Annotated in this window: 14 protein-coding genes; 8 read left to right on the top strand and 6 right to left on the bottom strand. The window is 59.2% G+C overall.

Annotated features, from left to right (window positions below; genetic code table 11):
• Positions 1-127 precede the first annotated feature (127 nt).
• Complete coding sequence (locus PS14A_RS02065; protein ID WP_212615171.1) at positions 128-1,024, top strand: LysR family transcriptional regulator; 897 nt, start codon at positions 128-130, stop codon at positions 1,022-1,024.
• 108 nt (positions 1,025-1,132) lie between these two features.
• Here PS14A_RS02065 and PS14A_RS02060 read toward each other — a convergent pair whose 3' ends face one another.
• A complete protein-coding gene (locus tag PS14A_RS02060) occupies positions 1,133-1,945 on the bottom strand; it encodes a helix-turn-helix transcriptional regulator (protein WP_212615188.1) in 813 nt (270 codons plus the stop codon).
• Between the two features lie 174 nt (positions 1,946-2,119).
• On the opposite strand from PS14A_RS02060, the gene PS14A_RS02055 reads away from it, so the two are divergent.
• From PS14A_RS02055 to nadE, 4 genes are all read left to right on the top strand, one after another.
• On the top strand, positions 2,120-3,526 hold the full coding sequence (locus tag PS14A_RS02055) for an alanine/glycine:cation symporter family protein (RefSeq protein WP_212615170.1): 1,407 nt from the start codon (positions 2,120-2,122) through the stop codon (positions 3,524-3,526).
• 448 nt (positions 3,527-3,974) lie between these two features.
• Positions 3,975-4,229: a hypothetical protein gene (locus PS14A_RS02050; protein ID WP_212615169.1), complete on the top strand. Its 255-nt coding sequence runs from the start codon at positions 3,975-3,977 to the stop codon at positions 4,227-4,229.
• Between the two features lie 49 nt (positions 4,230-4,278).
• A complete protein-coding gene (gene pncB / locus PS14A_RS02045; RefSeq protein WP_212615168.1) occupies positions 4,279-5,502 on the top strand; it encodes a nicotinate phosphoribosyltransferase in 1,224 nt (407 codons plus the stop codon).
• Positions 5,503-5,506: 4 nt separating this feature from the next.
• Positions 5,507-6,334 carry an ammonia-dependent NAD(+) synthetase gene (gene nadE, locus PS14A_RS02040; protein ID WP_212615167.1) on the top strand — a complete coding sequence of 276 codons (828 nt, stop codon included), beginning with the start codon at positions 5,507-5,509 and terminating at the stop codon, positions 6,332-6,334.
• A gap of 160 nt (positions 6,335-6,494) precedes the next feature.
• Here nadE and azu read toward each other — a convergent pair whose 3' ends face one another.
• A complete protein-coding gene (gene azu / locus PS14A_RS02035) occupies positions 6,495-6,938 on the bottom strand; it encodes an azurin (protein ID WP_212615166.1) in 444 nt (147 codons plus the stop codon).
• A gap of 342 nt (positions 6,939-7,280) precedes the next feature.
• Between azu and PS14A_RS02030 the strand changes: the two genes are divergently transcribed.
• Positions 7,281-7,868, top strand: coding sequence for a TIGR00730 family Rossman fold protein (locus tag PS14A_RS02030; RefSeq protein WP_024011379.1), 588 nt, complete (start codon positions 7,281-7,283; stop codon positions 7,866-7,868).
• 68 nt (positions 7,869-7,936) lie between these two features.
• Positions 7,937-8,125, top strand: coding sequence for a hypothetical protein (locus PS14A_RS02025; protein ID WP_130910695.1), 189 nt, complete (start codon positions 7,937-7,939; stop codon positions 8,123-8,125).
• Positions 8,126-8,333: 208 nt separating this feature from the next.
• Here the strand turns inward: PS14A_RS02025 and PS14A_RS02020 are convergent, their stop codons facing one another.
• From PS14A_RS02020 to PS14A_RS02005, 4 genes are all read right to left on the bottom strand, one after another.
• Positions 8,334-9,224 carry a transglutaminase family protein gene (locus PS14A_RS02020; protein WP_122693331.1) on the bottom strand — a complete coding sequence of 297 codons (891 nt, stop codon included), beginning with the start codon at positions 9,222-9,224 and terminating at the stop codon, positions 8,334-8,336.
• Positions 9,224-11,710, bottom strand: coding sequence for a circularly permuted type 2 ATP-grasp protein (locus PS14A_RS02015; RefSeq protein ID WP_212615165.1), 2,487 nt, complete (start codon positions 11,708-11,710; stop codon positions 9,224-9,226). The genes PS14A_RS02020 and PS14A_RS02015 overlap by 1 nt, the downstream gene beginning before the upstream one ends.
• A gap of 88 nt (positions 11,711-11,798) precedes the next feature.
• Positions 11,799-15,074, bottom strand: coding sequence for a transglutaminase family protein (locus PS14A_RS02010; protein ID WP_212615164.1), 3,276 nt, complete (start codon positions 15,072-15,074; stop codon positions 11,799-11,801).
• A 340-nt stretch (positions 15,075-15,414) separates the two neighbouring features.
• On the bottom strand, positions 15,415-17,718 hold the full coding sequence (locus PS14A_RS02005; RefSeq protein ID WP_212615163.1) for a YgiQ family radical SAM protein: 2,304 nt from the start codon (positions 17,716-17,718) through the stop codon (positions 15,415-15,417).
• Positions 17,719-17,947: 229 nt separating this feature from the next.
• Between PS14A_RS02005 and PS14A_RS02000 the strand changes: the two genes are divergently transcribed.
• Positions 17,948-20,641, top strand: coding sequence for a hypothetical protein (locus tag PS14A_RS02000; protein ID WP_212615162.1), 2,694 nt, complete (start codon positions 17,948-17,950; stop codon positions 20,639-20,641).
• The last annotated feature ends 31 nt before the right edge of the window (positions 20,642-20,672 follow it).

Below are 20,672 nucleotides of genomic sequence, written 5' to 3'. Positions count from 1 at the left end.
ATCTTTCGCATGGCCGGGCAGGCCTTTAGTTGTAGCCTCACCAAGGCGATGCAACAAACGACCTTTACGCCAGATATCATTCCGTTTATTCATGCTGCGTACAGAAAGACAAGAAAAAGGACTGGCCATGCTGAACAAACGCCACTTGCCCTCGATCACCGCGCTGCAATGCTTCGAGGCGGTGACCCGGCACCTGAGTTTTACCCGCGCTGCCGAAGAGCTGAACCTGACCCAGAGTGCGGTGAGCAAACAGGTCGCGCAGCTCGAAGAACTGTTGCAGCACTTGCTATTCCGCCGCGTGCGTCGGCGTTTGCAGATGACGCCGGCCGGGGATTTGTATCTGGTCGAGGTCAGAAAAATCCTCAGCCAAGTGGAGATGTCGACGCATTACCTGCGTTCCTACGGCGGCGAAACCGAAGTCCTGCGTGTCTCCACCCCGTCAACCTTCGGCGCGCGTTGGCTGGTGCCGCGCCTGAAAGGCTGGCGCCTGCACCATCCGTCGATTCATCTGGATCTGTGCAACGAGCAGGAGGCCGACGATCTGTTGCAGGGGCGCAGCGATCTGGCTTTCTATTTCGGCCAGGCATCGCGACCGGGCACGGAATGCCTGAAATTGTTCGGCGAACAACTGGTGCCGGTCTGCGCCCCCGCCAGCCTGCCGGACACGCCATTAACTGACCCGACGCAACTCACCGATCTGGTGCTGCTGCAAAATGCCTCGCGACCGCAGGCCTGGCACGACTGGTTCGACAGTCAGGGCTACCACACCGAACACAGCTACCATGGGCCGCGTTTCGAAACCTTTTACATGTGCATCCGCGCCGCCCAGGTCGGTTGTGGCGTGGCGCTGCTGCCACGGTTTCTGGTGGAAGAGGAATTGGCCGAAGGCAAACTGGTCATACCCTGGCAGCATGCGATGCCCAGCAGCGATGCCTATTACCTGGCCTACCCGGAGCACGCGGCGGAAGTGCCAAAGGTGCGGGATTTCGTGAAGTGGATGCTGGAGCAGATCGACAATCCCTGACCACCCCTTGTAGGAGCTGTCGAGTGCAACGAGGCTGCGATCTTTTGATCCTGAAAAACAACATCAACAGATCGCAGCCCCCGCTCCATTCAAAGTTTTACAGGTAGGTCATCCAGCGATAACGAACAGGCCCTCTACAACCCGGGATTGGGCCAGGCGCGCGCGCAGATCATCATCAATGGCGCAATCATCAGGCTTGTATAACCGAACGCGGCGATACGCGTCGATGGGATTGATTTCCTGTCCCAGATACTCCCACACGACCCTGGAGCATGCGGGAGCGCGATGATCCGCAGCGGAAACACCCATCTTCAACCCATTGAGCCGGGTAATGCAGCTTTTGAAGCTTGGAATAAGGATGGTCTGACTGATTTCGTTGGAGGTGAGCGATTCATAATCGATAAAAAACAAGCGATCCCGAAGGTGATAGGCAATACCCAGATATTGATAACGCTCAAATTCCTCTGCCGCTTCAGAAACCTGTAATCGCTCGTTTCGCTCATAGACGATTTCATCGCCTTCGGCCCGCACATGTACCAGCGAGCACAGAATGGAGCCGGGTTCGGTCATCGCATGGTAGTACTCGTAGTAATAACCGGTATGCGCCTTTAATTCCGGTGAAGACTGGCGGCGCAGATGTTCGTGCATTATTTGTGAAGCGGCCCTTCCCACTAAAGAGTGACCCTTGTCAGCCTTCAGGCCTATCAGGATCGTGAATTGTTCTGTAGGCAGAATGATTTCGTTCTCATCGACACCAAAAAAATCACAGATGCGCTTGAGATTAAAAGGTGTAGGGAAACTTTTCCCACATAGATACTTATTGAATTGCCCACGATTGATGCGAAGCTTCCTACAAACCTCCGCGACAGATCTGTAATGACTACATAGCAGCTTTAAGTTAGCAGGAAAAAAATCACACATACCACAACCCAACACAGGTGAGAAAGGCACAACCATAGCAGCAACTCGCATCACATTTGAGCAACTTGCGAAATTGCACCGAAGCAAATATGGCGGGATATTACGACGCCTGAATGACTTCAGGCCTGAATACACCCTTGATTTACCAGCACTCTTAATAGCAAGGAGCTTTGAATGCTAGATATCATCAACGATTTTCTTTCGAGCAGGGTATTAATACCTTTTGTTCTTGGGCTAGGGGGTTATTTCACGATCCGATCAGGATTTGTTCAACTGCGATACTTCCCCCATATGTTCGGCGTTTTACTCGGTAGCTGGCGCGCAGGCGGCAACCATTTGAGTTCGCTCCAGGCGCTGACGCTCAGCCTCGCCGGGCGCGTGGGTACCGGAAATATCGTCGGGGTCGGAATTGCGGTGAGTATGGGTGGGCCCGGCGCGGTGTTCTGGATGTGGATGACCGCACTTCTGGGTATGTCGAGCAGCTTCTTCGAATGTACGCTGGGCCAGCTCTATAAACGCAGCGATGGCAATGGTCTCTATAGAGGCGGCCCGTCCTGGTACATTCAGCATGGCCTGAACCAGCGCTGGCTCGGGCTGATCGTAGCCATGCTGATGCTGGTGACATTCGGATTTGCCATCAATGGTCTCGAATCCCATGCGGTATCACACTCTTTGAAAGAAGCGTTTGATTTGCCGCCCCTGTGGTCGGGACTCGCGCTTTCATTGATGCTGGGCATCGTATTCATCGGCGGTATAACGCGGATTGCCGCAGTAGCCGACCTACTGGTCCCTCTAAAGGTTCTTGCCTACATCGGCGTGACGGCGTACGTGCTGGTTCTGCAGTTTGAACAAGTACCGATAATGCTGATGACCATTATCAGAAGCGCCTTCGGTCTGGATCAGGCGTTCGGCGGTCTGCTCGGCAGCGCCATCATCATGGGAGTCAGACGTGGAGTATTCTCCAACGAAGCAGGGCTGGGCAGCGCCCCCAATGTTTCTTCAGTGGCGAAGGTCAGCCATCCGGTTGCACAAGGTATTGTTCAGGCATTGAGCGTTTTCATCGATACGTTCGTGGTCTGCACCTGCACCGCACTGATGATCCTGTTATCCGGCTTTTACACTCCGGGATTTGAAGGCGACGCAATTGCCCTGGCACAAAACTCGCTGGCAGCGGTTGTAGGGGAGTGGGGAAGAATGTTCATAAGCATGGCGTTAGCATTATTTGTATTTACGGCAATGCTCTACAACTACTACCTCGGAGAAAACAGCTTGCGGTTCATGTTTGGTGAACCTGCAAAAACGCTGATCATCTATCGACTCATGGTTTTGGTAATGGTGTTCTGGGGTGCCAGCGAAGATCTCTCCACAGTTCTGGCGTTTGCCGATATAACCATGACCTTACTGGCGCTGGTAAACCTGATGGCGATGGCTCTCCTGTTCAAGATATGCCTGCGTGTCCTGCATGATTATGAAGTTCAACGTCGCAGTGGAATCAAGACACCCGTTTTTGATTCAAAACTTTTTCTCGATTTAGACCTCGATCCAATTGCATGGCCACCGGTGCCAACACATATCGAATAACGAAACGTAGCAATCCGACTCTCCACTCGAGAGTCGGTGGGCAGCCCATCCAGGCCAACTCAGTGCGATAGCGTGATTAGTTCAAATAATCACGCTATACAAAATCAACATTTTCAAAGCTGCTACATCAAGAGCAATAAACTCTTCAATCCCTTGCCCGCAGACCACCTTGACGGAGTTAATGGCATGACTCGTTTTTACCCGCTGAAAGCAAACGCAACCAACATTCCAACCTTCTTCATAGACTCATATGCCGCACGCGATTAGTTATTCGAGGACGCCTGTTTCAGAATCCGCGCCGCCACAAGTCTTCTTGAAGCTTTCACATCCGTCACTATCAAAGGCACTAACGACTCTGACTTTTACCGCCTCATACTTCCCGCCTATTTGTTGCTTCAGGACGGCGTAGATACGCTGGAACAGATTTCTTTCAAGGGAGATGGCCTTCATGCCTAAGATAGCAACCGATGAGATGATCAGGGCAGCGATGTTCAAGGCAGTGGAAACAAAGCTGATACCAAGGCACTCGTTACTCGCCGAGTATTTGAAAAGCTGGGAGTGCATCGAGCAAGTGCTTCACGCCGCGCTTGAGGTGCAACCGAAAATGAACAATTTTTGCGGCTTGAGATGTATGGCCTCTGAAGATCTATCACCTGAAAGCAAAAAAGCGCTGGCAATCCCCACCGTCGATATGCGCCACTAGCGCCATCGATATAGACCGCGCAAGGCGCGGCGCAACTGGAGACCCGTTTATGAGCGAGAGTGTGTTTGCCGATCGCATCGTGCAGAACCTGCTCGACACCGACTTCTACAAGCTGACGATGATGCAGGCGGTGCTGCACAACTACCCCAACGTCGAAGTCGAATGGGAGTTCCGCTGCCGCAACGCCGAGGATCTGCGCCCTTATCTGGCCGAGATCCGTCATCAGATCGAGCGTCTGGCCGAGCTGTGCCTGAGCGCCGATCAGTTGAGTTTTCTCGAGCGCATCACCTTCCTGAAACCGGACTTCCTGCGCTTTCTCGGTCTGTTCCGCTTCAACCTGCGCTACCTGCACACCGGCATCGAAAACGGCGAGTTGTTCATCCGCCTGCGCGGGCCATGGCTGCATGTGATCCTCTACGAGGTGCCGCTGCTGGCGATCGTCAGCGAAGTGCGCAATCGCTATCGCTACCGGGAAACTTCGCTGGAGCAGGCACGCGAACAGCTGTATCGCAAGTTTGACTGGCTGACCGCCAACGCCTCGGCCGATGAGCTGTCGCAACTGCAGGTCGCCGATTTCGGCACGCGCCGGCGCTTTTCCTTTGGCGTCCAGGCCGAAGTGGTCAACGTCCTCAAGCATGACTTCCCCGGGCGTTTCGTCGGCACCAGCAACGTGCATCTGTCCCGCGAGCTGGACATGAAACCGCTGGGCACCATGGCCCACGAGTGGATCATGGCCCATCAGCAACTCGGCCCGCGCCTGATCGACAGCCAGATCGCCGCGCTCGACTGCTGGGTGCGCGAGTACCGTGGCCTGCTCGGCATTGCCCTCACCGATTGCATCACCACCGATGCGTTTCTTGGCGATTTCGATCTGTTCTTCGCCAAGCTCTTCGATGGCCTGCGCCACGATTCCGGGGACCCGGTGGCGTGGGGTGAGAAGTGCATCGCGCACTACCACAAGCTCGGCATCGACCCGATGAGCAAGACCCTGGTGTTTTCCGACAGTCTGACCCTGCCGAAATCGTTGGAGATTTTCCGCGCCCTGCACGGTCGCATCAATGTGAGCTTCGGCATCGGTACCAACCTCACCTGCGATATCCCGGGTGTCGAACCGATGAGCATCGTGCTTAAAATGACCGCATGCAACGGCCAGCCGGTGGCGAAGATCTCCGACGAGCCTGGCAAGACCCACTGCAAAGATCCGAATTTCGTCGCCTATTTGCGACATGTGTTTCAGGTTCCTGCCGAATCCAGTCTATCTAGCAAGGAGTGAATTCATGCAAGCCGTACAGCGTGAGATTGCTGAGCAGCTCAAGGTGCAACCACCGTTCGCCGACAATCAGGCCCTGCAGGCGGAAATCGCCCGACGCCTGACGTTCATCCAGGAATGTCTGGTCAATTCCGGGCTCAAGACCCTGGTGCTGGGCATCAGCGGCGGCGTCGACTCACTGACCGCCGGCCTCCTGGCCCAGCGCGCGGTACGTGAACTGCGCGAGAAAACCGGCGACGATCGCTACAAATTCATCGCTGTGCGCCTGCCGTACGAAACCCAGTTCGACGAGCACGACGCCAAGGCCTCGCTCGACTGCATCGCCCCTGACGAGATCCACACCGTGAACATCGGCCCGGCGGTCAAGGCGCTGGCAGCTCAGGTGTCGGCGTTCGAAGGCAAGCCGGCAGCGTCGGTGGATTTCGTGCTGGGCAATACCAAGGCGCGGATGCGCATGGTGGCGCAGTACACGATTGCCGGGGTGGCAGGCGGCCTGGTGATTGGCACCGACCACGCGGCGGAAGCGGTGATGGGTTTCTTCACCAAATTCGGCGATGGCGCCTGCGACCTCGCCCCGCTCAGCGGCCTGGTGAAAAATCAGGTGCGTGCGATTGCCCGCACTTTTGGCGCGCCGGAAACGTTGGTCGAGAAAGTGCCGACGGCTGACCTCGAAGACTTGTCTCCGGGCAAACCGGACGAAGCGGCGCATGGCGTGACCTATGCCGAGATCGATGCGTTCCTGCACGGTGAAACGGTGCGGGACGAGGCGGCGAAGATCATTGTCGATACGTACAACAAGACCCATCACAAGCGCGTCATGCCGTTTGCGCCGTAAGGGTTGGCAGGAGCCTGCAGGAGCCTGTAGGAGCTGACGAGTGCAACGAGGCTGCGATCTTTTGATCTTGCTTTAAAGATCAAGATCAAAAGATCGCAGCCTTCGGCAGCTCCTACACACAAAAAAAGCGTCCCGGGTGGACGCTTTTTTTGTGCCTGAATCACTTGACGACGATAGTGCCTTTCATCATCGAGATGTGCCCAGGGAACGAGCAGAAGAAGCCGTAGCCACCGTCAGCCACCTTGGCCACATCGAAGGTCACCGAGTCGGTTTCCTTGGCGCCGATGATCTTGGTGTGGGCGATGACGCGGGCATCACCTTCCGGCAGGTAATTCTTGTCGATACCTGCGGCCAGGCCAGCGGTAGCGATCGGCTGCATGTCAGCTTCTTTGCTGATCACCAGGTTATGGCCCATGACGTTCTTCGGCAGGCTGCCGGAGTGGGTCAGTTCGACGGTGAAGGTCTTGCAGCTCTTGTCGATCACGATTTCCTTGGTGTTGAAGGACATCTGATCGGTGGAATCAACGGTGGTTTTGCACTCGGCAGCCATCAATTGGCTGCTGGCCAGCGCCAGCAGGGATACCGCAACAACTTTGGAAAACATGGTGAATCTCCAAGGCAGGGTTAACAAAAACACTAGTGGTGGAAAGACTGCCTGAAATCTTCGCAAGTTCCTATAACTTGTGTCAAAAATTGTATACAACTTTCAGGCTATGACACTCATCGACACAATCTAACGGCCATTTCATTCGGCCAGCCCTATGATCGGCCCACCTACTGAAACGGAGTGCCTGTCATGTTCTTCAACGGCTTGTTGTGCAGCTTGCTCGCCGCCTACGCCTGTGGCGCCAGCGGTACTTTTGAATCACCCGAACGCGAAGTCTAGTCCTTGGAGCGCAGCGTGCCAGCCGTTACCCTGTGCGACTGATCGACCCAGGAGTAACGCATGTCGCTGAAATCCGTTTGTGTGTTTTGCGGTGCCAACGCCGGTACCGTGCCGGCCTACACCGAAGCTGCCGTGGCCCTCGGCCGGGCATTGGCCGAGCGTAATCTGACGCTGGTCTACGGCGGTGGTGCCGTCGGTTTGATGGGCATTGTCGCTGATGCCGCGCTGGCCGCTGGCGGCGAAGTGATCGGCATCATTCCGCAAAGCCTGATGGACAAGGAGATCGGCCACAAAAGCCTGACGCGCCTGGAAGTGGTCGACGGCATGCATGCGCGCAAGGCGCGGATGGCTGAGCTGAGCGATGCGTTCATCGCCCTGCCCGGTGGCCTTGGCACGCTGGAAGAGCTGTTCGAAGTCTGGACCTGGGGTCAGCTCGGCTATCACGGCAAGCCTTTGGGCCTGCTGGAAGTGAATGGTTTCTACAGCAAACTCACGGCTTTTCTCGATCATATCGTCGGCGAAGGCTTCGTTCGCGCGCCGCACCGTGACATGCTGCAAGTGAGCGAATCGCCAGATTCCCTGCTCGACGCCCTCGATCAGTGGCAGCCGACCGTCACGCCCAAGTGGGTCGACCAAAAACCCGGCTAACCCCCGGACACCGATACAGGGCAGAATACGCGCCGCTCAACCTCACCTTCGACCCCAGAGGATCGCCCATGGCCAAACCCAATTACTCCTTCGCCAAACGTCAACGAGACCTGGCAAAGGAACAGAAGAAAGAGGAAAAGCTTCAGCGCAAGAAGCAAACCGCTGAAGAAGCGGCACTGAACCCTGACGGTGAAGTGGCGACCGATGATGATGTTGATGCAACCGATGCACCGAAAGACCAGACGCCCGACGCCTGAGCCCCACCGGGTTTGATAATCGAATCAGACCCTGCGGATTTGTGACGGGGCCGGCAATTTTGCTGCCGGCCCTCACAGCCCTGCTTTCCCTGACACACCAAAATCCCTGTGGGAGCGAGCCTGCTCGCGAAAGCGGTGTATCTGTTACAAATCTTTTGGCTGACCTGACGCTTTCGCGAGCAGGCTCGCTCCCACATTTGAAAACTCATCAATTCTGCGGCATCACCGTAACCCGCACTTCCGGGTCATGATTACCGCCACCGAGAATCACCCCGCGCAGCGGCGACACATCGGAGAAATCCCTCCCCCACGCCAACGTGATGTGTTCCAGCGCCGGCCGCACATTGTTGGTCGGATCGAAATCCACCCAGCCCGATACCGGACAGAACACCGATACCCACGCATGCGAGGCGTCGGCGCCGATCAGCCGCGGCTGCCCCGGCGGCGGCTGGGTGAGCAGGTAGCCGCTGACATAACGCGCCGCCAGACCGCGCGAGCGCACACAGGCCAGCATCAGATGAGCGAAGTCCTGACACACGCCGCGTCGACGCTCCAGCACTTCCACCAGCGGCGTCGCCACCTGGGTGGCTTCGGCATCGAAGGTGAATTCGCTGAAGATCTTCTGCATCAGCGCCTGCACGCCGAGCAACAACGGTCGCCCCGGCGGAAAACAGCTTTGCGAGAACTCGACGAAGCTGCGCTTCAAATGCACATAGGGTGACTGGAACCGGTAGCGACAGGCTTCGAGCAAGTCGACGGAGAGCGGCTGACTGCTGTAGGTCAGCGCATCGCGGGTCTGCTCCCACGCTGGCGACTGGTTGAAATCCAGCGCCGGCCGCGCCAGCACCTCGACCGTCAGCCGGGCGTTGACCTGCAATTGGTCATGGGGCCGTTCAAATGCCAGACGCGTCAACGGATTGCCGAATACGTCCAGCTCATCCCGGCGCATGGTCGGCTCGGGGCTGATCAGCAACTGCTGCTCGGTGCAACGCTGCCAGCTGCATTCGCGCGGCCACAGGTGCGCCAGTTGCTGCGCGAGGGAGACCGGGCTGTCGTAGTGATAACAGGTGTCGTGAAAGATCTGGTACTGAGCGCTCATCACACGGACACCGTACGCTGACTGACATCATCGACATGGGCGAAATGGCGCAGCGCCAGACGATCCGATACCTGGCCGCTGGCTTCGGCGATTTCCTGCAACAGATCGGCCAGACCATCCAGCGCGGCACGTACGCTGGATTTGCCGAACAGCGGATTCTCCAGGCAACCGAGATCAAACCGCGACAGGCGCTCGACCAGTTGCGGCAGCGCGGTTTCCCGAGGCGCGGCGAAATCGTCGTTCAGGCGTTTCAGCGTGCGGGTCACCAGTTTCAGCTGAAACAGCACCGCGTGGGGGTTCTGCTCATCCAGCAGCAGCAAATCCAGTACCGGAATCAGTTGCGCCACCGCCAGATAGCGCGAGCGATAGGTGATGCTGCTGTTACCCAACTCCAGCAACCACTCCAGCCCGGCCTGATCGAAAGCACCCGCACCGCGCAGAAATGCGGCGAGGCTGCTGCTGAGAAATTGCAGGCGTTCGATGCGCCGGCCAATCATCAGAAAACGCCAGCCTTCGTCGCGGGTCATGTCATCCAGCGCAAACCCCGACAGCGCTGCCAGCGACATCACCAGACGGTTGAGAAAATCCAGCAGTTCACCGAAGTCCGGTTCATCGACTTCCAGCTCCAGCGCCTCGCGCTGCAATTCGACCAGCGCCTGCCAGTTTTCCCGGGACAGCTTGCCGCGCACTTGCGAGGCGGCCCATTGCAGGCGTTGCAAGTTGGAGCGCAGGCTGAACGACCAATCCTCGCCCAGCAACGCAGCGAGCAGGCGCTCCGGCAGTGCGCCCTCATCCGGCAACAGCGTCAGCCGCTCGCCGAGATCGACCGCTGCTTGCAGCGCCTGCGGATCATCGCCATCGACGTAACGCGTGAGCATGATGCGCAGCAGCCGCGCGCTGTCGTCACAGCGCTCGCAGTAGCGGCCGAACCAGAACAGATTTTCCACCACCCGCGACGGCAGATATGGATCGCGGCGGACCAGATCGTGCACGCCGACACTGCGTTGCGCCTTCCACTGCTCGCCACTTGGCGCACGATCGCTGAGCACCCAGGTGTCCTTGCTCGCCCCGCCGCGCTGCATCGACACCACCTCGGCATCGGCTTCGGCCGCCACTCGGGTCAGACCGCCCGGCAATACGCGGTAGCCGTCGTGGCTGGCCACTGCATACATGCGCATGCCGATCGCGCGGGGTTGCAGGTGACCGTCTTCGGCTTGCCAGACCGGCGCCTGCGACAGTTGCGCGAGTTCTTGCGCGACGTAGGCATAAGGCCGTGCCTGCATACGCTGCGCCAGCTCGAAGCGCTGACTTTCATTCAAGTCACGGCCGAAAACAGGAGCAAAGCTCTGCGACGGGAACGCCGGTTTGATCAACAGCTCCGGGAGTTTTTCCAGCGCCTGCGCCAGCACCGGCGCTTCACCGCACCACCAGGTAGCGATCGACGGCAGGATCAGTTCTTCGCCGAACAGGTATTGATTGATCTTCGGCAGAAACCCCAGCAGACCCGGCGATTCCAGCACGCCGCTGCCCAGCGAATTGGCGACCAGCACCCGCCCCTGCCGCACCGCCTCTAGTAGACCTGGGACGCCGAGCGCCGAGTCGGTACGCAGTTCCAGCGGGTCGCAGAAATCATCGTCGAGGCGGCGCATGATCGCGTGCACCCGGCGCAGGCCGCTTAGGGTTTTCAGGTACACCGTGGCATTGCGCACAGTCAGGTCGCCGCCCTCGACCAGCGGATAGCCGAGCTGGCGCGCCAGATACAGGTGCTCGAAATAACTTTCATTGAACCGCCCCGGCGTCAGCAGTACCACCAGCGGTGCGTCATCGCCATCCGGCGCCTGCCGCGCCAAAGTTTCCTGCAAGGTGCGGAAGAAACCGGCCAGATGCTGGACCTTCAGATCGCGGTACAAATCTGGAAAGGCGCGGGAGACGATGGTGCGGTTTTCCAGCGCATAGCCGGCCCCGGACGGCGCCTGCGTGCGATCGGCAGTGACCCACCAGCGACCATCCGGCGTGCGCGCCAGATCCACGGCATACAAATGCAAAAAAGCTGACTCGGGCGGGGCAATGCCCTGACAAGGCCAAAGAAAATTGTTGTGCCCGAATACCAGCTCGGCGGGCAGCAGGCCCTCGCTGATCAACCGCTGCGGACCGTATAGATCCGCCAGCACTGCGTTGAGCAAGCGCGCACGCTGAGCGATGCCGGCGGACAATTGCTGCCATTCATCAGCCGCGATCACATGGGGCAGCAGATCCAGTTCCCACGGCCGGTCAGCGCCCTTGGGATCGGCATAGACGTTGTAGGTGACACCGTTTTCCTGAATCTGCCGCGCCAGCAAGGCCTGACGCTGCACCAGTTGCGCCGGGCTGCTGCGCTGCAACTGATCGAACAGGCGCTGCCAATGCGCACGCACTGCGCCGCTGCCGTCGAGCAGTTCGTGATAGGTGCCCGCAGTCAGCGGGTAGCGGTCTAACAGGTCAGGCATGGAAAGCTCGGCAGACAGCAGGGAACGGTCAGACTAACGCAGGCACATGACACGCGGATATACGAAAAATCCGCGTGTTGCGTAGGCTCTAGTAACGGCGCAGGTCGATGGTCATCGGTAGCTCGTCATTGATTTCAACCTTGGGTACGGGAAGTTTCCCCGGCGTGTGTCCGAGGCGGAAAAACCGCGCCATGCGCCGGCTCTCCGCCTCGTTGGCATTGACCGGCAAGGTCTCGTAATTGCGCCCACCGGGATGGGCGACGTGGTACTGGCAACCACCCAGCGAACGCCCCATCCAGGTATCGAGCAGGTCGAACACCAACGGCGCGTGCACCGGTATGGTCGGATGCAGGCAGTTGGCTGGTTGCCAGGCTCGAAAGCGCACCCCGGCGACAAACTCACCCACCCGCCCGGTCGGGTGCAACGGCACCGCGACGCCGTTGCAGGTCAGCAAATAACGTTGTGGCGGCAAGCCGCTGAGTTTGACCTGCAAGCGCTCCAGCGATGAATCGACGTAGCGCACCGTGCCGCCCGCTGAGCCCTCCTCGCCCAGCACGTGCCAGGGTTCGAGCGCCTGACGCAGCTCCAGCTCGATGCCATTGACGGCGTAGTCACCGACCTTGGGAAAACGAAACTCCAGGTGCGCAGCGAACCACTCCGCGCGCAACGGGTAGCCGGCGTTGTTGAGTTCGACGATGACGTCGGCGAAATCCTCTTCGATAAAGTGCGGCAACAGAAAGCGGTCGTGCAGCTCGGTGCCCCAGCGTGCCAGTTTCGCCGGCGTATAAGGCTCGCGCCAAAAGCGCGCGACCAGCGCCCGCAGCAGCAACTGCTGAGCCAGACTCATGCGCGCATGGGGCGGCATTTCAAAAGCGCGAAGTTCCAGCAAGCCAAGACGCCCGGTGGCGCCGTCCGGTGAATACAGTTTGTCGATGCAGAATTCGGCGCGATGGGTATTGCCGGTGACATCGATCAGCAAATTGCGCAACAGTCGATCGACCAGCCACGGTGCACATTCCTCGCCCGGTTCCGGCATCTGCGCAAAGGCGATTTCCAGCTCGTACAAGGCGTCGTTACGCGCCTCGTCGACCCGTGGCGCTTGGGACGTCGGGCCGATGAAGAGGCCGGAAAACAGGTACGACAGCGAAGGATGGTTGTGCCAGTAGCTGATCAGGCTGCGCAGCAGATCCGGCCGCCGCAGAAACGGTGAGTCCGCCGGTGTCGCGCCGCCGAGGACGAAATGGTTGCCGCCACCGGTGCCGGTGTGGCGCCCGTCGATCATGAACTTCTCGGTGGTCAGGCGGGTTTGCCGTGCCTGTTCGTAGAGAAACTCGGTGCGCTCGACCAACTCGTCCCAGCTCGCCGATGGCTGCACGTTGACCTCGATCACGCCCGGGTCCGGAGTGACACGGAAATTGCTCAGGCGCGGATCACTCGGTGGTTCATAGCCTTCCAGCAGCACCGGGCAATGCAATTCTTCGGCGGTGGCCTCAATGGCCGAGACCAGTTCCAGATAATCCTCGACCCGCTCCAGCGGCGGCATGAACAGATACAGCCGCCCTTCGCGGGCCTCGGCGCAGAATGCGGTACGGGTCAGCCAGTCAGCGGACTCATCGATTTTCGGCACGCGCTCATCCAGCGCAGCAGGTTCGCCGTGCACACCGAGCTGCGCGGCATCCGGCAGTTCAGCGAAGTCCTGATTCGGATCGTTGGGATGGATGAACGGATATTCCGCCGCTTTCACCCACGGCTGCGACGCCAGCGGCAAGCGGTAACCCAGCGGCGAATCCCCGGGCACCAAGCGACAGTGCTCATCGCGCAGATACCAACGCCCGCTCTGCCATTGATCGCCCTTGGCCGTGCGCGCCAGCGGCAGCACCTGACCGATCACCTTGTTCAGGCCCTGACTGAAGACCTTGCGCAATCGCGCGCGCTCCAGCGGTTCTTCCAACCGCGAATCTTCGGCGCTGACGTTGCCGGGCAACGCGCCCTCGCGCCAGAGGTAATAGAGAAGATCCTCGTAGGCCGGGAAGACGAAGCGTGCAGGCAACTTCAGGCGCTCGGCGACGCTGGCCAGAAAGCGTCCGGCCAGTTCGCCGTCGGCGCCATAGTCCTGCTGCTCGTCGGCGATCAACGCGTCGTTGTGCCAGATCGGCTGACCGTCGCGGCGCCAGTAACAATTGAGCGACCAGCGCGGCAACTGCTCGCCGGGATACCACTTGCCCTGACCGAAATGCACCAGCCCCTGCGGCGCGTATTGCTTGCGCATGCGTTGGAACAGTTCGGCGGACAGCCGACGCTTGTCCGGCCCCAGCGCGGCAGTGTTCCATTCGGCGCCGTCCGGGTCGTCGATGGAGACGAAGGTCGGTTCGCCGCCCATGGTCAGGCGCACATCGCCTTCAAGCAGGTCGGCATCGATCTGCCGCCCCAGTGCCTGGATCGCCCGCCACTGTTCATCGGTGTAGGGCTTGGTGACTCGTGGCGCTTCCCAGATTCGCTCGACCGACATTTCGTGGCTGAACTGTGTCTCGCAAGGTTCGACCAGACCACTGATCGGTGCCGCCGAGGACGGATCGGGACTGCACGCCAACGGAATATGCCCTTCCCCGGCGAACAACCCGGACGTCGCATCAAGGCCAATCCAGCCGGCACCTGGCAAATACACCTCGCACCAGGCGTGCAGGTCGGTGAAGTCGACTTCGGTGCCCGACGGGCCGTCGAGGCTTTTCACGTCGGCGGTCAGTTGAATCAGGTAGCCGGAAACAAACCGCGCCGCCAGACCGAGATTGCGCAACAGTTGCACCAGCAGCCATGCCGAATCACGGCAGGAACCGGAGGCGTGTTGAAGGGTGTGCTCCGGGGTCTGCACGCCGGGCTCCATGCGGATCAGATAACCGATGTCTTCGCTGAGGCGTTGATTGAGCGCCACCAGAAAATCCACCGCCGGCAGCGGCGTGCGGTCGATGCTGTCCAGGTAAGCCTTGAACGTTGGCGTCAGCGGCAGGGTTTCGAGGTACGGCGCCAGCTCCTTGCGCTCATCGGCGGCGTAGCTGAACGGGATTCGCTCGGCGTAGGGTTCGAGAAAGAAATCGAACGGATTGAACACCGCCATTTCCGCGACCAGATCGACTTCGATGCGCAGCTCTGCGGTTTTTTCCGGGAACACCAGACGTGCCAGGTAATTGCCCTGGGGGTCTTGCTGCCAGTTGATGAAATGCTGCTCGGGCGAGACTTTCAGCGCATAGGAAAGAATTCGCGTGCGGCTGTGGGGCGCCGGGCGCAGGCGGACGATCTGCGGGCCGAGTTCGACAGCGCGGTCGTAGCGATAATGCGTGACGTGATGCAATGCGACATGAATCGACACGGCGTGCCTCCTGCGAGCCTTGGGCGTATGGGAAAGCGCGCAAGACTTATGCCATGCACAGGCTTGCGCGCTTTCGCGAAATGCTCAAGGCAGTACAGCACCAAAACCGGGCGATGCGAGGAAATGCTTGGACTCAGTTGCACGCAAATGTTGCGAACGCTGATTCTTGCGGTGTTTGATCGGACGCTTTCGCGAGCAGGCTCGCTCCCACATGTGCAATGCGTTCCCCTGTGGGAGCGAGCCTGCTCGCGAAGAGGCCAGCGGCAACAACTCATTTCCTGAGGCCTGAAATGCAAAACGCCAACCCGAAGGTTGGCGTTCTGTTCAGCTCAAGCAGTGTTTAGCGCGGCACGACCGGCTTGCGTGTCGGCTTCGGCCCTTTCCCTTTCGCCGCATCCTTGCGTTCCTTGGCCGCCTGCTGGTTACGAGCGAATGCCGCAGCCTTGGCCTGTTCACGCTTGTCCCACGGATTACCGCCATCACTGGCACGCGGCGGCAAACCGGTGTGCTGGGTGAGGATCTTGGTGGTCTTCTCTTTGGCGACCTTGTGGCTGCCGGCCGGCATCGAGTTCTTGCGACGGGCACTCTGGTAGCTGTCGGTGGCCGGCTGATGCGCCGGAATCAGTTGATCCTTGCCCGGGCCGATCAGATCGGCGCGGCCCATGCGGATCAGCGCTTCACGCAGCATCGGCCAGCCTTTCGGGTCGTGATAACGCAAGAACGCCTTGTGCAGACGACGCTGATCTTCGCTCTTGACGATGGTCACGCCGTCGCTCTTGTAGGTGACCTTGCGCAGCGGGTTCTTGCCCGAGTGGTACATCGCCGTGGCGGTGGCCATCGGCGACGGGTAGAACGCCTGCACCTGGTCGGCGCGGAAGCCATTGCCCTTGAGCCACAGAGCGAGGTTCATCATGTCTTCGTCGGTGGTGCCCGGGTGGGCGGCGATGAAGTACGGAATCAGGTACTGCTCCTTGCCCGCTTCCTTGGTGTACTTCTCGAACATGCGCTTGAACTTGTCATAGCTGCCGATGCCCGGTTTCATCATCTGGTTGAGCGGACCTTCCTCGGTGTGCTCCGGGGCGATCTTCAGGTAACCGCCGACGTGGTGGGTCACCAGCTCCTTGACGTACTCCGGCGACTCGACGGCGAGGTCGTAGCGCAGGCCGGAAGCGATAAGGATCTTTTTCACACCCGGCAGGGCACGGGCGCTGCGATACAGCTGGATCAGCGACGAGTGGTCGGTGTTCAGGTTCGGGCAGATACCGGGAAACACGCAGGACGGCTTGCGGCAGGCGGATTCGATTTCCGGGCTCTTGCAGGCGATGCGGTACATGTTCGCAGTCGGGCCGCCGAGGTCGGAAATGACCCCGGTGAAGCCCGGAACCTTGTCGCGGATCTCTTCGATTTCGCGAATGATCGACTCTTCGGAACGGTTCTGGATGATGCGGCCTTCGTGCTCGGTGATCGAGCAGAAGGTGCAGCCACCAAAGCAGCCACGCATGATGTTCACCGAGAAACGGATCATGTCGTACGCCGGGATCTTCTCCTTGCCGTACGCCGGGTGCGGCACACGGGCGTAAGGCATGCCGAACACGTAGTCCATTTCTTCGGTGGTCATCGGAATCGGCGGTGGGTTGAACCAGACATCGAGCTCGCCATGCCTCTGCACCAGCGCACGGGCGTTGCCCGGGTTGGTTTCCAGGTGCAACACGCGGTTGGCGTGGGCGTACAACACTGGGTCGTTACGCACCTTCTCCATCGACGGCAGGCGGATCACGGTCTTGTCGCGGGTCATGCGCGGGCTGGCCAGGATCTGCACAACCTTGGCTTCCTGCGGATCTTCGACCGGGCCTTTCTCTTGCTCGATGGCGCAGGCCTGGGTGTCCTGGGTATTCACGTACGGGTTGATGATCTTGTCGACCTTGCCCGGACGATCGATGCGCGTAGAGTCGACTTCGTACCAGCCCTGCGGCGTATCGCGACGGATGAACGCGGTGCCGCGCACATCGGTGATGTCTTCGATCTTGTGGCCCCACGACAGGCGCTGGGCAACTTCGACAATCGCACGCTCGGCGTTGCCGTACAGGAGAATGTCGGCGCTGGCGTCGATCAGGATCGAGTTGCGCACGCGATCCTGCCAATAGTCGTAGTGAGCGATGCGGCGCAGCGAGGCTTCGATGCCGCCGAGCACGATCGGCACGTGCTTGTAGGCTTCCTTGCAGCGCTGGCTGTAGACCAGGCTGGCGCGATCCGGACGCTTGCCGGCCATGCCGCCGGGCGTGTACGCGTCATCGGAACGGATTTTCTTGTCCGCGGTGTAGCGGTTGATCATCGAGTCCATGTTGCCCGCCGCGACGCCGAAGAACAGGTTCGGCTCGCCGAGCTTCATGAAGTCGTCTTTGGACTGCCAGTTCGGCTGCGCGATGATCCCGACGCGGAAGCCTTGCGACTCCAGCAGCCGGCCGATGATCGCCATGCCGAACGACGGATGATCGACGTAGGCATCACCGGTAACAATGATGATGTCGCACGAATCCCAGCCGAGCTGATCCATCTCCTCCCTGCTCATCGGCAGGAATGGCGCTGGCCCGAAACATTCGGCCCAATATTTTGGATAGTCAAATAACGGCTTGGCTGCTTGCATGTCGACGACCGGTGTTGAAGTGAAAAATCGCGGGCGCGGAATATAGCACAAATTTTGACCAATTCCGACGACGGTGGTCGGTTTCTCTGTGCGCTGCTCTCGCGCCGCCAACCCGCCACACATTACGCGTTTTTGTTGAACGCACGACGCACGAAACGGCAAGGAAGCCGCCCGCCTGTCGCACTCCCATCGGGGGTAGCGCGGCGTGAAAATTGAAGGAAGACAGGCAATGCCATCCAAACCGCCAAGCAGAGGCACGACGACCGTCTCGGTTCATCCACCGCGCCTTTATGACTCGCCAATCAGGTCCGGTTTCACGCCGCACTTCGACGGCGGGCCGACGCCGAGAATCCCCACGCGCCCGACGCCGCCAGCGCCCACGGCAACCGATGCCGGACTTCATCGCATTATTTCCCTGCCACCGCCGGTATCGGTCAGGGCGGTAGTTGCTTCATGGCCGGACCCGACCGTGCGCGAACGCCCTTTGAAGGATTACTGGATCAATCCGCTCATGGTTGTCCCTGCCGCCGACCACCGGGGCATTTCGACTTTCCGCGGCCGTCACTATGTCAAAGTGCCGGAGGGCGGCACCGTGCAGGTGGGTCTGGACCCGGCCGGCCGTTACCGGGCGAAGCTGCCCAGCGAATTGTATCCGTCCGGGCCACTGTTGCAGCTCGACGCCGACCTCGGTCTCTGGCAACCGGCCGAAACCTCTTCGCCAATGACTTACCCGTTATCCGCCACGCGACTGGAAGCGTTTCGCACCGATCTGGATTTCAGCACGGTCGCCCCGGACAGCGATGGGCTCTTGCGTTTTGACGGCAAGCTGTACGCACGGATTGACAATCACGCCTATCAAGTCTTGCACGATCTCGAAGCTTCAATGCCGCGCAGGGCAGTGATGCGCATCGTTCGCGCCGACGATCCGGTCGCAACCGCTGAGAACAATATATACGTGGCATCGCGCCCCGGCAGATCGGAACCCATCGCCTTTGACTCCCGCTACGGCTGGCAGGGAACCATCGTATACGGTGCAGCGGGCATGCCAAAAAAGACTACAGAACCGCTGAGTGTCGCCCTGGAGCGTTTCGAAGTGTCTTCTGAACTGGAGCGAATAAAGCGGGGGAGCCAGAAAGCTCAAAAGAAACGGCAAAAGCTTATATCCGCATGGCTGACTGCAAAGGGTCTGGAGGCAGAACCTGCCGGGAAAACCGCAGGTGAATTAACCGCACTTGTTGATCGCGAAATGCACAGCGAAAGGGACCTGAAGCGGCTTGGCAAGGCACTGGAATACTATGAGAGCAAAAAGTCCGTCATCAAGAACATCAGGACGGACGACCAGTACAGAAACGAAATGATTGCGCTGCAAAAAGAACAAATGTTCGCCTACCAGCAACTCATAGAATGTGGCCTGTCGCGCCGCGCACTGGAAGGACCGTTGCTCGATCTCGACCCGGAAAGGCTGCCACATACGGTCATTTTCCTCAGCAGATTGCTGGAGCGCATGAAAAAGCGTCAGCTCATTGCCGACAAACTGCTGAAAAAATGGAAAGTTTCGGCAGATGATCTGGGCCAGAACGTTCTTTCACCGATGGATACTCATGACGTAGTTGCCTCCTGGGTCCTGACCAAAAGCTTGCTGCTGGACAATCCTCGATCAAGCGGGGATACCCCTCAGGCCTCTGAACTGGCCGTCCAGTTTGGTCAGATGACTTTCGTCTACGGAGCGCTCGACACCTTTGCGCCTCCCTCACACCCTGCTGTGCTACGTGACCTGTCGCAGCAATGCGCCGCTATCCGCGACCGGTATGAACGGATTGACCTGCCAGACGGAGATTTGCAGGCCACTTCACGCAATGAAATCAATGCAGAAATCCATGCGTTTGAGCAAACTCTGGAAAACCGCCTGACCCATATTTACCACGCCCAGCCCGACAGAACCGCGCTGACAGCTCATGAACCGATTGACTTTGACTTCATTCCGCCACAGGCCGCAACGGGTCCAAAAACCATACACTGGCGACTCTTTCGCGCAAAAAAGCATGGCGTTTATAAAATTCATTTCGGCGAGGCACGACGGACCACGCGGGGTGAGGAAGTCATAAGCGTCAAAAACCTGCTTGATCCGAAACAACCCGGACAGATCTATGAGCGCAGAGACGGCGAATGGCGCCCGGCGCAGACGTTGCAGACGTTGCAGCACAAACAGCTTTCCACGCTGATCAGCGAAGCCAATCGGCATTTGCAGCAATCCGAATCCTGCGTGGTGACCGCCGTCAATCAGGAAAAGTCGAAATACCATCCCGACAATATTGTCGAAACGCTCGAAATACGGGCCAAAGAGCTGGACGACACCGCTTTTGATCTTCAGCGCTTCGAAACCATCGATGCCCGGGCCCCCGCCCTCATCCAACGACTTCGGCACGAGAGTCAACGCCTGCGCGACACGGGCGAAAACATTCGCATACGGATCTACAAGGACAAAAACTTTCTGTGCGTTGACCGGCTGATTTATCTGATGGATCACGCGCGGGTCAACGTGCGCAAAACCCACCAGCGATTACGCCGAGGCAAGGGCAAGAACAGCGAGTATCTGGACCTTTACTCGATCAGAGATGCCACTGACGACAGAGAGCTCTGGCACGCGCATTTCCATTATCCGGCACCGGACACGCCAGAGCTGAACTTCAGCGTGCGCGGCGCCCATCTGAAAACCCTCCAGCAAAGCGCGCGGGGCATCAGCTCACAACGCCGGGAAGAACGGGCGGGGCGCGAACACGTCACCATCTGGCGCGAACATTTCGACGGGCGCACGGCGCAGAGAGTTTTCGACATGGCCGCGAACGCTACTCCCCTCGCCAATCCCGGGCCATCAACCAGCTCGAAGCAGCAGCCAAGGCTCACCTCAAGAGCCGGTCAGTGATACCTCTCAGGCAATGATGCCGAACAGCCGG

It is taken from the genome of Pseudomonas sp. 14A, assembly GCF_018132745.1.
Taxonomy (GTDB): Bacteria; Pseudomonadota; Gammaproteobacteria; order Pseudomonadales; family Pseudomonadaceae; genus Aquipseudomonas; species Aquipseudomonas mercuritolerans.
Note: the sequence above shows the minus strand (reverse complement) of the source record. Positions and strands in the feature narration are given on the sequence as shown.